The sequence below is a fragment of the Micromonospora parathelypteridis genome, assembly GCF_014201145.1.
GTDB classification, from domain to species: Bacteria; Actinomycetota; Actinomycetes; order Mycobacteriales; family Micromonosporaceae; genus Micromonospora; species Micromonospora parathelypteridis.
Genome location: NZ_JACHDP010000001.1, coordinates 5,852,048 through 5,866,552, shown reverse-complemented (window position 1 = coordinate 5,866,552; position 14,505 = coordinate 5,852,048). Strand labels below are relative to the sequence as shown.

General features: G+C 68.0%; 13 protein-coding genes. 7 read left to right on the top strand and 6 right to left on the bottom strand.

All coding sequences use genetic code 11. From position 1 onward, the window contains the following. The first annotated feature begins 254 nt into the window (after window positions 1-254). The gene (locus HNR20_RS26550; RefSeq protein WP_184185117.1) at window positions 255-1,484 is read left to right on the top strand and encodes a PucR family transcriptional regulator; all 1,230 of its coding nucleotides are present in this window, start codon (window positions 255-257) and stop codon (window positions 1,482-1,484) included. A gap of 100 nt (window positions 1,485-1,584) precedes the next feature. Here the strand turns inward: HNR20_RS26550 and HNR20_RS26545 are convergent, their stop codons facing one another. Next, on the bottom strand, window positions 1,585-2,220 hold the full coding sequence (locus HNR20_RS26545) for a DUF4760 domain-containing protein (protein ID WP_506280102.1): 636 nt from the start codon (window positions 2,218-2,220) through the stop codon (window positions 1,585-1,587). Window positions 2,221-2,297: 77 nt separating this feature from the next. Between HNR20_RS26545 and HNR20_RS32960 the strand changes: the two genes are divergently transcribed. After that, window positions 2,298-2,768, top strand: coding sequence for a V-type ATP synthase subunit E family protein (locus HNR20_RS32960; RefSeq protein ID WP_373291084.1), 471 nt, complete (start codon window positions 2,298-2,300; stop codon window positions 2,766-2,768). 352 nt (window positions 2,769-3,120) lie between these two features. On the opposite strand, the gene HNR20_RS26535 is transcribed toward HNR20_RS32960, so the two are convergent. Beyond that, window positions 3,121-4,650, bottom strand: coding sequence for a hypothetical protein (locus HNR20_RS26535; RefSeq protein WP_229687299.1), 1,530 nt, complete (start codon window positions 4,648-4,650; stop codon window positions 3,121-3,123). A 128-nt stretch (window positions 4,651-4,778) separates the two neighbouring features. Next, the gene (locus tag HNR20_RS26530) at window positions 4,779-5,321 is read right to left on the bottom strand and encodes a hypothetical protein (RefSeq protein ID WP_229687300.1); all 543 of its coding nucleotides are present in this window, start codon (window positions 5,319-5,321) and stop codon (window positions 4,779-4,781) included. A gap of 624 nt (window positions 5,322-5,945) precedes the next feature. Between HNR20_RS26530 and HNR20_RS26525 the strand changes: the two genes are divergently transcribed. From HNR20_RS26525 to HNR20_RS26515, 3 genes are all read left to right on the top strand, one after another. Then, window positions 5,946-8,105 carry an amylo-alpha-1,6-glucosidase gene (locus tag HNR20_RS26525; RefSeq protein ID WP_229687301.1) on the top strand — a complete coding sequence of 720 codons (2,160 nt, stop codon included), beginning with the start codon at window positions 5,946-5,948 and terminating at the stop codon, window positions 8,103-8,105. Between the two features lie 227 nt (window positions 8,106-8,332). Continuing rightward, on the top strand, window positions 8,333-8,830 hold the full coding sequence (locus HNR20_RS26520) for a helix-turn-helix transcriptional regulator (RefSeq protein ID WP_184185107.1): 498 nt from the start codon (window positions 8,333-8,335) through the stop codon (window positions 8,828-8,830). A gap of 72 nt (window positions 8,831-8,902) precedes the next feature. Beyond that, window positions 8,903-9,598, top strand: coding sequence for a hypothetical protein (locus HNR20_RS26515; RefSeq protein WP_184185105.1), 696 nt, complete (start codon window positions 8,903-8,905; stop codon window positions 9,596-9,598). Window positions 9,599-9,800: 202 nt separating this feature from the next. Here the strand turns inward: HNR20_RS26515 and HNR20_RS26510 are convergent, their stop codons facing one another. Further along, window positions 9,801-10,295, bottom strand: a complete 495-nt coding sequence (locus tag HNR20_RS26510; protein WP_229687302.1) for a DNA polymerase ligase N-terminal domain-containing protein — start codon at window positions 10,293-10,295, stop codon at window positions 9,801-9,803. A 28-nt stretch (window positions 10,296-10,323) separates the two neighbouring features. Continuing rightward, window positions 10,324-11,778, bottom strand: a complete 1,455-nt coding sequence (locus HNR20_RS26505) for an alkaline phosphatase PhoX (protein WP_184185103.1) — start codon at window positions 11,776-11,778, stop codon at window positions 10,324-10,326. A 328-nt stretch (window positions 11,779-12,106) separates the two neighbouring features. Here HNR20_RS26505 and HNR20_RS26500 point away from each other — a divergent pair, with 328 nt between their 5' ends. After that, window positions 12,107-13,036 (top strand): cation diffusion facilitator family transporter, encoded by a 930-nt coding sequence (locus HNR20_RS26500; protein WP_184185101.1) that lies wholly within the window; start codon window positions 12,107-12,109, stop codon window positions 13,034-13,036. 47 nt (window positions 13,037-13,083) lie between these two features. Here the strand turns inward: HNR20_RS26500 and HNR20_RS26495 are convergent, their stop codons facing one another. Then, complete coding sequence (locus HNR20_RS26495; RefSeq protein WP_184185099.1) at window positions 13,084-13,869, bottom strand: class I SAM-dependent methyltransferase; 786 nt, start codon at window positions 13,867-13,869, stop codon at window positions 13,084-13,086. A gap of 47 nt (window positions 13,870-13,916) precedes the next feature. On the opposite strand from HNR20_RS26495, the gene HNR20_RS26490 reads away from it, so the two are divergent. After that, entirely contained in the window at window positions 13,917-14,495 is a 579-nt protein-coding gene (locus HNR20_RS26490; protein ID WP_184185097.1) for an XRE family transcriptional regulator, read from the top strand. Window positions 14,496-14,505: the final 10 nt, after the last annotated feature.

Sequence of the window (14,505 nt, the reverse complement as noted above, 5' to 3'; positions counted from 1 at the left end):
CGGAAATCCCCTTTTCCGCGCCGGCGCCGCCCACCATCCACCCGCACCGTGCCCGCCCCGCTGGTGCGGTCCATACCGGAACCCTAGGAACGTCTGTCGCCCCGGTCTTCGGACAGATGCTGGAACAGTCGCATTGCCGCCCGTCTTTTTGTCGTGACTTCGACAGTGGACCTTGCGCGATGACCCACCCGCACCGGAGGGTAAGGACTCACCGCCGCGCGACCCCTGTCACGCAGCGCAACCATGGGAGTTACATGCACGGTGAGCTCCAGCGAATCGTCGACGCGGTCGCCGCCCGGGTGGGGCGACCCGCCCTCATCGAGGACCGGCGACAGCGGGTGGTCGCCTACAGCGAGCACGACGGTCCGATGGACGACGTCCGCCGGACGTCGATCCTGCGCCGGCAGACGACGCCGGAGGTGATCGCCTGGTTCCGAGACATGGGCGTGCTCACGGCGCACGCGCCGGTCCGTACCCCCGCGTGCGCCGAGCTGGACCTGCTGGCGAGGGTTTGCGTGCCGATCCGCCACGACGACCTGCTGCTCGGGTTCGTCTGGTTCATCGACGCGGACGGTTCGCTGACCGACGCCGACATCGCCACCGCGACCGGCCCCTTCACCGACCTGTCGCTGGCCCTGTACCGGGAGAACCTGCTCGGTGAGCTCGCCTCACAGCGGGAGACCGAGGCCACCCGCACCCTACTGGTGGAGAGCCGGCAGGCGCGCGAGCACGCGGCGCGGGCGCTGCTGGAGGAGGGCGTGGTGGCCACCGACGGGTCGACCGTCGCGCTCGTCGCCCAGCTCGTGCCGGCCAGCGGGCGGCAGCCCGACGAGGTGGCCCGGATCGCCCTGGAACAGGCCCTGGTCACCACCCGCCGGTGGATCGGAGTACGGGAGACGCTGCACCTCGTCTGGCACGACCATGGGGTGCTGCTGGTCTGCGGCAACCGGGTCGCCGGTCGCCCCTCGCCAGAAGCCACCGCCGGGCACCTCGACGAGACGCTGAGCACCGCGACGCGGGGCCTGCCCTCGGTGGACCGGACCGTGACCGGGATCGGCCAGCCTCGCGCCGGGTTGTCCAGCGCGATCGAGTCCTACCAGGAAGCCGCGCAGGCCGCCCGGGTCGGTACGCAACTGCCCGCGCTGGGCCGGGTGGTCTCCTGGGCCGGCCTCGGCATCTACCGGGTGCTGTCCCAACTGGACGGTCAGCACCTCGACGTCGCGGGTGTCCATCCCGGTCTGGAGCGGCTGCTGCGCGACGACGCCCACCAGGTGCTACTGGAGACCCTGGAGGCCTACCTCGACCTGGCGGGCAACGCGCATGCCACCGCCGAGAAGCTTCGACTGCACCGGACCACCCTCTACTACCGGCTCCAACGGGTGGAACAGCTCGCCGGGACCGACCTCAAGGACGGCAACGAACGGTTGTGCCTGCACCTGGCCTTGAAGCTCGGTCGGCTCACCGGCCACTACCGCACGACGTGATGCCGCCGGCCGGCCTACGCCCACGCACCGCGCTGGTTGTCGCAGTGTTGGCTTTGGAGGTGTAGGCCCGGTCCGCCAGGACCTGCTGCGGGTGTCGCCGCTATGCGATTTCGTGCTGACGTGACCAGGCTTTCGTCGAACCGTCGTTCATGCCGAGCTCGGCGGGATAGCTGCCGAAGCGCTTCAGGTTGAACTTGCGTACAGCCGTGGCCCACGGGTTGTGCGTGGCCATGTGGACGAGGTGCTCGAAGTGGGACAGGTACGTCTCTCCGCGCTGGGCACGCTCGGCGAGGATGTAGGGCTCCAGAACGCGCCAGGCTTGCCGGGAGCGGTAGCTGACCGTACCCACAAGGAGCCTCGGATCGACCGCCGCGAAGGCCAGCATCTGGCCCAGGCCGTTGTAGTACAGAGACAGCCGGACCACATGGTGGCGGGCCTCGGCCGGCAGGTCACTGACGCTGACATCGGGTGGCGGGTGGCGGACGGCCAGCTCATTGAGGACGAAGTCCTCAGCGCGTAGAAACTCGTCGCTGGATCGGTCCCTGGTCAGCAGCTCGATCGCGACGAGGGTCTGGTTGGCGGTCTGCGCCGAGCGCAGCTGGCGTAACGCGAATACGACCGTCACGACAACCGCGATCGCAGAGCCGCACGCCGCGACGACATTCGCCAGGTCAGATATCACAAGTCCGGAGGGTAGTAGGTCCAGGCGAACGTCGTTGGCTGCATCCCCGCGCATCTGACGGGCGCGACCAGGTTGACGCGTGCAGCATGCTGGAACCGGAAGCGGCCCACCGCATCACGCGAGGAGGACCTGTGCGCAAGCCGGCCAAGACTGCCGCCGTCCTGTTCGGGCTCGGTGTGGGCACCGCAGTCGGCCCATCCCTTGGGCCGGCTGCCCTCTGGTCCGGCGTCGCGTTGGCCACGCTCGGCGTCGCACTCTCCCTGGTCGGCACGACGGAATCCGACCTCATTGGGGACGGTCTGGTCGATCGTGACGAGAAGACCGAACAAGCAGGCGCCGGTACGGCCGCAAAAACCACGGAACGATGGCGGGATCGGGAACGGCCAACCCTCAGCGGCCTGAGCACTCGGGTGGAACAGATCCTCCGACTCGCCGAGGAGCAGGCCGCGGACCACCGTGCCGAGGCGCGACTCGAGGCCGAGAGAATCGTCGCCTCAGCCCGCCGGGAGGCGGAACTGATCCTGCACCGAACGAACGAACAGGGAGCCGGGCACAGGCCGGGATCCGTCTCCGATACCGCCCACCCGAACGCCGCTACCTGACGAGGCCCTGAGCGCGACGTGGCCCGATCAGGTTCAGCGGTACCCACCAGTATCGTGCGACTCGGCGTCTTGGCGCGACGTTCCTCCCGCAACTTGCTGACATCACGGACGACAACCATGGGAATCTCCAGGTCCCGCCCGGTCAGCTCGACGCCTTCGAGCAGGAGTGCGTACTCCTGGCAGAGAACATCGAGCAACTATCCCCCGCGACGGGATACGACGCGGATCGCATCCTCCTTTACCTGACCAACATGCGGCACGCGGTGAAGCGCGCCAAGGCGGTACACGGCGGCATCATCATCTGGTAGTGGCATCAGGGACGGTCGGCAACGTGCGCCCCGGTCGTCCGGTGTCAGCCCGCGGTCATCCCGTCCAGGATCTGGTGCATCTGATCCACCGTCAGGGCCGGGTTGGCCGCGGCGGCCTCGGCCAGTTCAGGATCATTGAGGAGCGCGACGATCCGCAGCGCCGGGAGAAGTGGGCTGCTTGCCATCGCTTGTCGCACGGTGACGCTCGGGTCGGTGCTCAGTCGGTCGACGAGTTCGGGGCTGGCGTGAGGGTCGAGGGCGACGAGCCGTCGTACCTTCGGATCGGGGTCGTCGGAAAATCGGGCCATCCCATCGGTAGGAAACTGCGGAAGCTCACTCAACCGGTCCCGGCCGCAGCAGTGGTACTCGAGGAAGCAGCGCAGCAGCAGTGCTGGCAACGCGGCCGGGTGGTGCTGGGCGAGCAGGACCCGTACGCCCAAGTCGGAGTCGTCGGCGAGTATCGCGACGACCTCCGCCGGCAACTCGGCGTTGCGGGCAGCTCGGCGGCGCAGCAGCGGGTTGACCGAACAGGCCCACCGCAGCGCATCGGTGAGCTCCGGCGCGGTGCCGTCGGGACATGGGATCCCACGGCAGCGCACGTCCGCGGAGCCAAAGTGTCCGTCGCCCGGCACAGTGGTCACGTCGATGTCGATACTGGCCCGCTGCGACTCGCTGAGTCCGGGATGGGTGGAGACCGCAGTTCGGACCTCGACCGCTGGGTCGGTGGCGAGCCCGACAAGCTGTTCGCCGCTCAGGTCGACGCGGCCGGCGGCTGCCTGCCGGACCGACGGGTCGGGGTTACGCAGCAGCGTCTCGACCACGTCCGGCGGGACACTCGGGTTCTCGGCCATCACCCGCAGCGCAGCCGCGTCGCCGCTGGCGAGCACCTGATCGATCAGCGCCCGGGACAGTGGACGCTGCAGGACGTACCAGAATGCGTGACAGTGCTGGTCCGGCAGATCGGCAGGTTCCATCACCTGCTCGCGGTGCGCGACGGACGCCACAGCGGCCTCCCGCACCTCAGGCACCTCATCCTCCAGCAGCGCCTGGCGCGACCGCTCGTCCAGCCAGTACAGGGAACCGGCCACGAATAGCCGCACACGCGGCCGAGGGTGCGCGGCGGCCAGCCGAAACAGATGTCGGTCATACCCCATTGCCTCGAACAACTCGCCGATCAACTCCTCGCGGCTGAACGGCATGTCGGAGGGTGAACCGTCAAGCTCGGCCAACAGCCTGACCAGCACGTCGTCAGGCAGCGGTTCCTGACCGGGTCGGCCAAACGCGCGAAGTCTCACCCGCCACGCCGGGTCGGCCAGCAGCTGGGCACGCGCCAGAGGGTCGACCTGCGGATGGGTGGCGAGCGCCCCACGGATCCTGGGCGAGGGGTGATGCAGCATCGCATCCCGCACCGGCGGCGGCAGCTCGCGGCGGCGGCGTAGCCCCTCGCACACCTGCTCCGGCCACCTCTCTACCAGCCGGAGCAGCACGTCGGTCGGCGCTGCCGGATTCCGCGCCAGCCCGCCTAGCAGCAGTGAGGGAGACGAACACCGATCCAACCAAGCATCACCGACCATCGGCTGCACCCTGGTCCAGTGCCCCGCTCGTTCTGCCACACCTGCGGCCGGAGCAAGGACGAACACCGGATGATCCCGGGCTAGCCGTACTCGATCGTCGTCGCGCTGAAGACCGGCACACCGTGAGATCAGGTTCTGTCGCGGTGGCGGCGGGCATCGATGTCGCGCAGCACCTCGGGGTCCCATTGGCCGGCGTTCCAGTCGTCGCTGGTCGGAGTGGGCGACAGCGGCCACGCCGGGTCTTGCCCGGCGACCGGCGAGTAGTGCCCGGCGCCGACTCGGTTGACTTGGGCGATCAGCCGCAGGATCCGCGCCCGGCTGTGCAGCATGCCCCCGACCAGCGCGGCGGCTCCGAGGGTGCGCAGGGCCGCCTGGCCGGACCGGACGGCTGGGGCGGCTTGGTCGGTAGCCAGCCAGGCCATGACGGCGCTGAAGACGATGCAGGAGGGGAACACGCGCGTGCCCCAGTGGCGGCTGTACGAGCGGCCGGAGGAGCCATGCGCCTCGGCGAGCTGGCGGGTGCCGCGTGCCCAGATCAGCCCGCTGACAACCAGGCCGATGATGGCGACGACCAGGATCAGGTTGGCCAGGACGAAACCAATCGCTGCGCCGGCGTCGGACGGGGGCAGCGGCCCGGAGCGGTCGATCGGGATGCTACCGAAGACGGCCACGGCGATCGCGGCTAGGGCGAAAAGTACGGCGAACCCGACTACGAACCAGGTCGCGACGTTCCAACCTGCTGTCCTTAGCGCGGGCGGCGGCGTCGAGGACCGGCACGTGTGGCCTTGGCCGAGGTGTTCGAGTTCGGTACCGCATTTCGTGCAGTGCAAAGTGTTCTCCTGAGCGGCGCGGCCGAGGCTTCGTCAGGCCAGTTGAGCTGGGTATCGCATATCTCGTCGCACGGGTAAGGATCCGCCGGGTTCGGTGCATGGTGGATCATGCCTGGTCGGTGCCGATCCGGCGACCCCGCGATCCGCGTAACGCTCGCCGACGGGCAGCGGCCCGAAAGAGCCCCGCGCCCGAGATGGGCCATAGCACGGGAAATGCACGGTCAGCGGGCGGGATGGACGACGGTCGCCTTCCCAAACGGCGCTGGCTGTCGCCGAGGGAGGATTCGTTCAAAGCCGTACCAGCCGCACCTCACCGCCCATGAGGTGACTGGCCCTCGCGGCGACCGTGCACGAGGTCGTGAGGCCGACTACCCCGGTTCGGGCGTCCACACCCGCAGGGCGGGGCTACGGTGAGTTGTGCGGTGCGCGCACGTCCCGTCTTCTTTCCCGGTCGGAAGGTTTGTCGTGGCGAACGAAGCTCGTCGGCCTACTCCGGCTGATCCGATGCCCGATGTCACGCGTCGCAGGGACATACCGAGTGAGACCGTTCGGAATCTGCCGCCGGAACTGGGGCCGGATGCGGTTGGTGTGCTCGATCGCCGGACGTTCATGTTCTCCAACGCGGCGGGGGATGTGCCTCCCGGTTCGATCGGCGGGTTGGTGCACGAGGACACCCGTCTCCTGAATCGGTGGGAGCTCACGATCTGTGGGGCTCCTCTGCTCACTCTATCTGCGAGTACGGTCGAGGATTACTCGGCGGCGTTTTTTCTGGCTAATCCCGAGCTTCCCGGTTTGCCGGCCAACGCCATCGGGATACGTCGGCGGCGGTTCATCGGTGAGGGAATGCACGAGCGCATCGAGCTGCAGTCGTACGCCGAGCAGCCGGTGTCGATTCAGGTGCGGTTGGCGGTGGGTACGGACTTCGCGGATCTGTTCGAGATCAAGGAAACTGTTCGGGATCGTTCCCACCACATCACCCGTTCACATGCTCAGGACGGGTCGCGGCTGGACTTCTCGTACCGCAACGGCACCTTCGAGGCCCGTACACAGGTGTTGGCGGATCCTCCGGCCGACCAGGTGAAGGATGACGGGTTGGTGTGGGAGTTGCACCTGCGGCCCACCGAGGAATGGCTGTGCGACCTGCAGGTCCCACTGCGCTACGACGAGATGCTCAGCATGCCGGCGAAGCGAGGTTTCGGTACGGCCTTCAACGTCGAGCACGACGATCCCCTTGCCCGTTGGCAGCTCGCCAAACCGGCCCTACAGACCGATTCCGACCTGCTGCGCAATGTTTATCGCAAGTCGGCGTTGGACCTGACCGCGCTGCGGACCGAGATGCGTCTGAAGAACGAACCGGTCGCGTTGCTGTCGGCCGGGCTGCCGTGGTTCCTGACGATCTTTGGCCGAGACACATTGATCACCGCTTACCAGACGATGGGCGGCGGGTCGGATCTGGCGCGCGGCGCGATACTCGTCCTTGCCCGTTATCAGTCCACCGAGTTTGACGACTTCACCGACCAGGAACCCGGCAAGATTCTGCACGAGTACCGGTCCGGTGAGCTGACCAAGCTGGGCCTCAAGCCCCACAACCCTTACTACGGCGCTGCCGACGCCACGCAACTGTGGCTGATTCTTCTCTCCGAATACTGGCGCTGGACCGGCGATGACGCCTTCGTTCAGCAGCTTCGCGACAACGCCTATGCCGCCCTGCGCTGGATCGACGAGTATGGCGATCGCAACAACGATGGTTACGTCGAATACGCCACCCGCTCGCCGCAGGGCCTCGGCAACCAGTGCTGGCGCGACTCCTGGGACGGCATTCTGTTCGCTAACGGCGCGATGCCCGTGCTGCCGATCGCCACCTGCGAGATTCAGGGGTACACGTACGACGCCAAAATCCGCTTCGCGGAACTCGCTGAGGGGCCGCTCAACGACCCTACCCTCGCCACTCGACTCCGTACCGAGGCGGCGGAGCTCCACCACCGGTTCAACCATGACTTCTGGATCGATGAGCGTGGCGGCTATTATGCCCTCGGCCTCGACGGCGACAACCGCCAGATCGACATGATGACCTCCAACATGGGCCACCTGCTCTGGAGCGGCATCGTCCCAGCCGAACGCGCCCCCATCATCGCCGGCCACCTCATGTCCGACCAACTGTTCTCCGGTTGGGGCGTCCGCACCACCTCCACCGACGACCGTGCCTACAACCCCATCGGCTATCACCGAGGCACCGTCTGGCCGCACGACAACTCAATCACTGCTTGTGGTCTCGCCCGGTACGGCTTCCGCGAGGAGGCCAATCGGATCATTATGGCAATGCTCGATGCCTCGCAATTTTCCGAACACCGCCTCCCCGAAGCGTTTTCCGGCTACGACCGATCCTTCGGGCGCGCGCCAGTCCCGTACCCGACCGCCTGCAATCCGCAAGCCTGGGCCAGCGCGGCACCGCTCCTCTTTCTGCGCACGATGCTCGGCACGGAACCCAAGAACGGTCGACTCACCCTCAACCCCAAGATCCCACCCGAGATCGGGCGAATCCAGATGACCAACGTATCGGCCTTCGGCGTACGGTGGGACATCGAAGCGACCACTACCCAGTCGCACGTACGACTGGCCACCTGAACCTGTCCCGGCGGCACCGGTGCGCGACCGAGCGTTCCGCCCGTTCAGCGGCATGAGCACGCACCTGATCTTGACGCATCGTAAGGCGCCCCGGGCCTGACCTGAGGTTCTGATCCGTGGCAGATCGGTAGCTGTGGCCGGCCACCGCAACCTCAAGGTGGAGCACGTCGAGAAGCAGGAGTTCCCAGGTTAGGCTCGACGCGGTTCCTGACCTCGGGGAGTTGCCGATGCGCGTCACCGCCTGGCTCCGATTACCGTCCATCCGCAGGCGCCTGTCCATCGCCGCCGTGCTGGTCGGCTGTTTCGTCTGGGCGATCGTCATCGTTGGGCTGTCGTTCGCGATGGTGGAGCACGGCAGCGGACAATGGTGGGTGATCCCGATTTTCGGCGCGTTCGTGCTGGCGATTGCGGTGCTGGCCGTCCGCTGGGTCCCTGCGGCCCCGTCTCGGGCCTACGCGGCACCGGCAGATCTGCCCGTACTCGTCGCCGCCCAGGGTCCGCCGCCGGTCGCCGTGCAGCGCAAGCCCGCCGAGACGCTCAGCTCGCGCGAACTGGAGGTGCTGCACCACCTGGCAGCCGGCCACACGAACGCGGAGATCGCCAAGATGCTTTTCGTCGCGCCCGGCACGGTGAAGGCGCACCTCAACCACATCTTCCGCAAGCTCGAGGCGGCGAGCCGTCTGCAGGCCGTTGCGCACGCCCGCGAGGCCGGTCTGCTCGACTAAACCCACTTTTAAACCGCCGGTAGACCGTTCGGCAGATGCCTTACCTGGCGGTCCCTCCTAGCGTCCGGGGGCATGAAGCAGCGTATTGATTGGATCGCGTCGTTCGCCCTCGTCGCGGCATTTACGGTCGTGGTGCAAGGTCTGTCCCTGATGGAGTTCGTCCCACTGCCGATCGCACTGCTGATCGGAGCCGGATGGGCGGTCCTCATCTGGCTCGCCGCGCGCTGGATCAGCCGCAGACCGGCGCTGAGCGCCTGGGCGGAGGACGGCCTCGTCGCGCTGGGCTGCGTAACCATGGCACTGTTCGCGTTCGGCGGCGCCATCGGGCTGATGATGCTGGGAACCGCGCTGGATAGCTCCTCGATCACCGGGGAGACGATGGTGACGATGTTCCTGCCTAGCATTCCCATCGCGATCGCGGCGAACGTCCCCACCGAACTCGTCATCATCCCGGTTCTGCTGGTCCTCGGATGGCGTCCCGGCACCCGCCGGATCCTCTTCGTCACCGCGGCCGCGCTCTATTTCGTCCACCGGATCTGGACCTACCTCGTGTTCGCCCCCGACCGCCTGGACTTCGCCGCGGCAGAGCGGTCCACGGCGGTGTTGACCGCGGCGGAGAAGGATCAGTTCACCGCAGCGCTGCATGTCGACGATCCCCGGTGGATCCTCAACCTGTTGATTTTCGCGGTCTTCCTACTTTCGGCGTTCTTCTCCCGGCTACGGGAGGTCAACGGCCCCATCGTTGCCGCGCCCACCGCCCGCGGCTGACTCGGCTCCGTAGGCCCAACGCACTGGCGAAACTTCCTGGACATCCGTTGAGGCGCTCTACGGGCGGGCACGCCGCGCACCACGAGCCCGGCGGCCTCGGGGGATCTCAGTGGCTGAACCGGAATCGTCGTGACACTGCGGGCTTGAGCTGGCCGGTTCCGGCTCGGCCGGCAGCCAGAGAAACGGTGCGCTCGCGGGCGATTCAGCCACGCCCCTCTGAGGGCTGCTCTTTCGTCAGGTGGAGCAGCCACCCCTCGCTGGTGCGGATGAGCGCGTATCGGCTGGAGCCGGTGCGGCCGTGCAGCGTGAACAGCATCCGGCGGTCGGTGCGGTCGTGCTCCTCCCACCTGCCAATGTCGGCAATCGACTTGTCGGCATCCTCGTACGTGAGGTGATCAAGGTGGTGATCAGGCACCGCGATCGCGAGCCGATTGTCGCCGGGGCTGTCTGGCAGGCCACGAGGAACCGCCCACGAGCGCAGCACACCGTCCTCTTCGAGCCGCAGGTCGAAGTGCGGTCGTGGTTTGCGATGCTGGTGCAGGACGAAGGCGGGCGCCACCCCTACCATTCTCGACGATCCCGGGGCCGACCGCCGGTCAACCGGATTCACCGCCAGGTCCGACGAACGGGCGGGTCCGTTGGTGCTCGGCGTGCGGGCAACCGCGTCCGGGTAGCCGGTGGGGACCAGGCCGATCACCTGATCCCCACCGGTCGGTCTGACTCCGTCAGCCCAGGTACTTCTCCCACGGGCCGGTGATCGCCAGGGTGAGGCCCGGGTCCTGCATGTTGACGAAGAGGACCCTGCCGTCGGCGGTGAAGGTCGGCCCGCAGAACTCCGAATCGTTGAGCTGGTTGCGGGCGATCGCGTACGTCGGCCCGCCCGGAGTCGCACTGAGCACGTGGGAGGCCCCGGTGCCGTCCTCGGCGAGCACCAGGCTGCCCCACGGGGTGACGGATACGTTGTCCGGGCCGTCGAAGGTGAGGTCGTTGTACTTGACCGGCGTGCCCTCCTCCGACGCCGTCTGGTGCGGGAAGTACGTCACCAGCTGGATGGTCTGGTTCCTGAAGTTGTAGAACCAGACCATCCCGTCGTGCGGCGCGGCGTCGGCCGGCAGGTCACCGTCTTCCCAGGCGTAGGAGTTGACCACGTACACGCCCTCGTCGGTGCTCCACACACCTTCGAACTTGCGTCCCCGGGTGACCTGTCCGTCGGCGAACTGCTCGCGCACGGACTTGTGCCGCGCGTCGCGGTCCGGCACCTCGATCCACCGTACCGGGAAGGGGCGGCCCAACTGGGCGGAGGTCAGGTAGGCGACGTCCGGCAGCACCGAGCCGTCGTCCATGATGATCTGCATTGCGGCGAGGACGCCGGCGTTCGGTGCGAGGCGGGTGAGTACGCCGGGGCCGAGCTTGACGCCCCGTGGCGCTGACCAGCGGTAGAAGAGGCCGTTGGGCCCATCGGCGTCTTCGGAGAGGTAGATGTTGGTGCGGTCCTTGTCGACCGCCAGGGCCTCGTGGGAGTAGCGGCCCAGGCACTTGATCGGCTTCGGGTCCGCGCTGCCGTCGGCCCAGACCTCGAAGACGTACCCGTGGTCCTTCTGGTAGACGCCGGACCGGTCGCCCTCTTCCCACTCGTCGCCGGCGCGGTCCTCGGTCTCCTCGCAGGTGAGCCAGGTGCCCCAGGGGGTCGGCCCGCCGGCGCAGTTGGAGATGGTGCCGGACAGGGCGACGAACTCACCCAGGTTACGGCCCGCGCGGTCGGTCTTGATCACGGTGCAGCCGCCGGCGTCAACGGCGCCCGCGTCGTACACCGTGCCCTTGACGTGCGGTACGCCGAACTCGGCGCCCGGGTCGATCTCGTGGTTCTGGATCAGGGTGTAACGGCCCTGGCCGGCGTCGTAGACGGCCATGCCGTCGTGGTCCGCCGGCGTCACGCCCTGGCCGCGGTCGAGTCGGGTGACGCCGGTCCGGGTCACCACCGTGTAGCTGAAGCCTTCCGGCAGGGCCAGGATCCCCTTGGGGTCGTCCACGAGCGGCGGGAAGGGCACGGGACCGCCCTTGACCGGCGAGTGTGGCCGGCCAGGGCTGGCCTGCGCGAGGGACGGCAGCCCACCGGCGACGGCAAGGCCCACGCCGGCGGCGGCGCCGCCCGCGAGGAAGGTACGACGGGAGGAAGGCACGCGAATCAGCTCCTGGTCAGGGTATGTGCGATAGCTGACAGCAAACTCCTGCGGGCAGACACCGCCACGTCGCCTGAGGGTTCGGGAGGTGACATCGGAGTTAAGAATCAATGCCGCTCAGCCGTCGGGCCGGTCGGAGTCCCAAAAGATCACCATGTCGAGCTGCAACCTCACCAGGATCGCGCCGTACACAGCGGACAGTTGCCGGCTAGCGGCGAGCGCCACCAGCGCGACGTGGAACTCCCGGTGCGACTCGGCGACCCCCCGCGTACCGCGTGTGCCTGTCGGTTTGTCCGCCTAGCCGACACCCGGCCCATAACCTGGCATCATGACCGAATCGGACGGGCAGTCGCAGAGCGTCCGCACGGTGATCGTGGCTGGTCTCGTCAACGTCGCCGTCGCTGCGGCCAAGGTGGTTGCGGGTCTGCTCTCAGGTTCGGCCGCCGTGCTGTCGGAAGCCGCGCATTCGTTCGCCGACACCACGACCGAGGTGCTGCTGTTCGTGGCGCTGCGTCGCGGCGGCCGCCGGGCCGACCCGGCGCGCCCTTTCGGCTACGGTCGGGAGAGCTACATCTGGGCCCTCCTCGCCGCCGTCTTCACCTTCGTCAGCGGCGCCGGCTTCTCCATCACCCACGGCGTGCACGTCATCGCATCGACCAAAGAGACCGGAGATTACACCGTCTCGTACGCGGTGCTGGCCGTCTCCTTCGTCCTGGAGTCGGTGTCCCTGCTGCGGACGGTGCGTCAGGTACGGCGCCGGGCCAAGCGCTGGGGCATCAGTCCAGCCAGGGTCCTGCGGCGCACGCCCAACACCGCCATCAAGGCGGTGTTCCTGGAGGACAGCGCCGCCCTGATCGGCCTGGGCATGGCCGGCGCAGGCCTGGGGCTCGCCGAGGTGACCGGGGACCCGGTCTGGGATGGCATCGCATCGGTCGCCATCGGTGTACTGCTCCTCGTGGTGGCCACCATTCTGGCTCGCAACAATCTCGCTCTGCTCGTCGGCCGGTCAGCAAGGGAGCCAGTTCAGGACGAGATTCGCCGGGAACTGACCGCCCTGCCATACGTGCAAGGCATCGTGGAGCTGCTGACCCTGCAGCTCGGTCCCGACGACATTCTCGTTGTCGCGAAGATCAACTTTGCCGACCACGTCAGGGCCGCTGACATCGAGGACGTGGCAGACGAGGCCAGACGGCGGCTCACCGCGCGTAACCCGGCGATCCGATTCGTCTTCCTCAACCCGACTGGCGCCGGCTCCTGACCCAACCGTCCACCGCCGGCCGGCGGTGCCCCCGCACTCGTCAGGCGTTAACGGCGGGCCAGCCAGACCGTCCGCTCGGTGCGGACGCTGAGGTCGTCGCGGCCGGCCAGGCCGGCGGCAGCCTTCTCCAGCGCGGTGAGATCGGATGATGACAGGCGCCCGTCCAAGCCGTGGCGCATCCGACGTATCGAGACCTCGGCATACCGCTCGGTGGCCGGCGGCAACGGCGGCCGCAGGTCGATGGCAAAGTGCCGCTCGGTCACCCCGGTGAAGCCGGCGTGGGTGATCCGGTCGCCCCAGTTCTCGTGCATGTGCAGGCCCGCCTCCTGCCGGCGTTTCGCCATCTCGGCGTGAGCGCGCTGCTCCACATCCTCATGCTCGGTGCCGACGAGGAAGCGCGGGAACGAGTCCAACTCGGCGATCACCAGCAGCCCGTCCGGCCGCAGCGCGTCGAACGCCGAGGCGAGCGCCTGCCCGGGGTCGGCCATGTGGTGCATCGCGGAGGCGGCCCAGACCACGTCGACCGGTCCGAGGTCGGGCCAGGACCGATCAAGATCGGCTTCGATGGTACAGATCCGATCGCCCACCCGGGCAGCGTCGGCCCGACCACGCAGGTGAGCCAGCATCTCCGGGGACACGTCGACCGCGGTGATCTGGGATCCGGGCAGGTCCCGGGCGAGCGCGAGGGACCCGGTGCCACTGCCGGCGCCGAGGTCGACGATGCGGGGGGAGTCGGCGGCCTCGCGGCCGACCCAGCCGATCAGGTCGCGGTGGTATGCGTGCAGAACCTCGACGTCCAGGTCGAGCAGCTCGATCAGGTGGTCGTGTGCCATGCGTCGACCATAGCCCCCGATTGCTCCTCCGACATATCATCTTGCGTATGAAGCAAGACAATGACCTGGAGGCCCTGGTTCGGCAGCGGATCCGTGGCCTGCGGGTGGCCCGCGGCTGGTCACTGGACGAGCTGGCCAACCGCTGCCTGCTCAGCCCGTCCACCCTCAGCCGGATCGAGACCGGCCACCGGCGGATCGCCCTGGACCACATGGCGCCGATCGCCCGCGCCCTGGGCACCACCCTCGACCAGCTGGTGGAGTCTGATGCCGACGACGACGTGGTGATCCGCCCACACAGCAACGAGGAGCGCGGCATCACCACCTGGCTGCTGTCCCGCGACAGCAGGCAGACGGTCGCCAAGATGCGGGTGACCCGCGAGGCGCCGCAGGAGCTGCGTGTGCACCCGGGGCGCGACTGGCTCATCGTGCTCTCCGGCACGATCGTGCTGCGCCTCGGCGAGCGGACGATCCTGGTCGGGACGAACGAGGCAGCCGAGTTCTCCACCATGGTTCCGCACGCATTCGGCGCGCACGGCGGCCCGGCCGAGATCCTCTGCATCCTCGACCACGAGGGCGAACGCAACCACCTGAGCCTGGAGAGCCAGCACGACCACGTGGCGTCGTGACGGAGCCGCA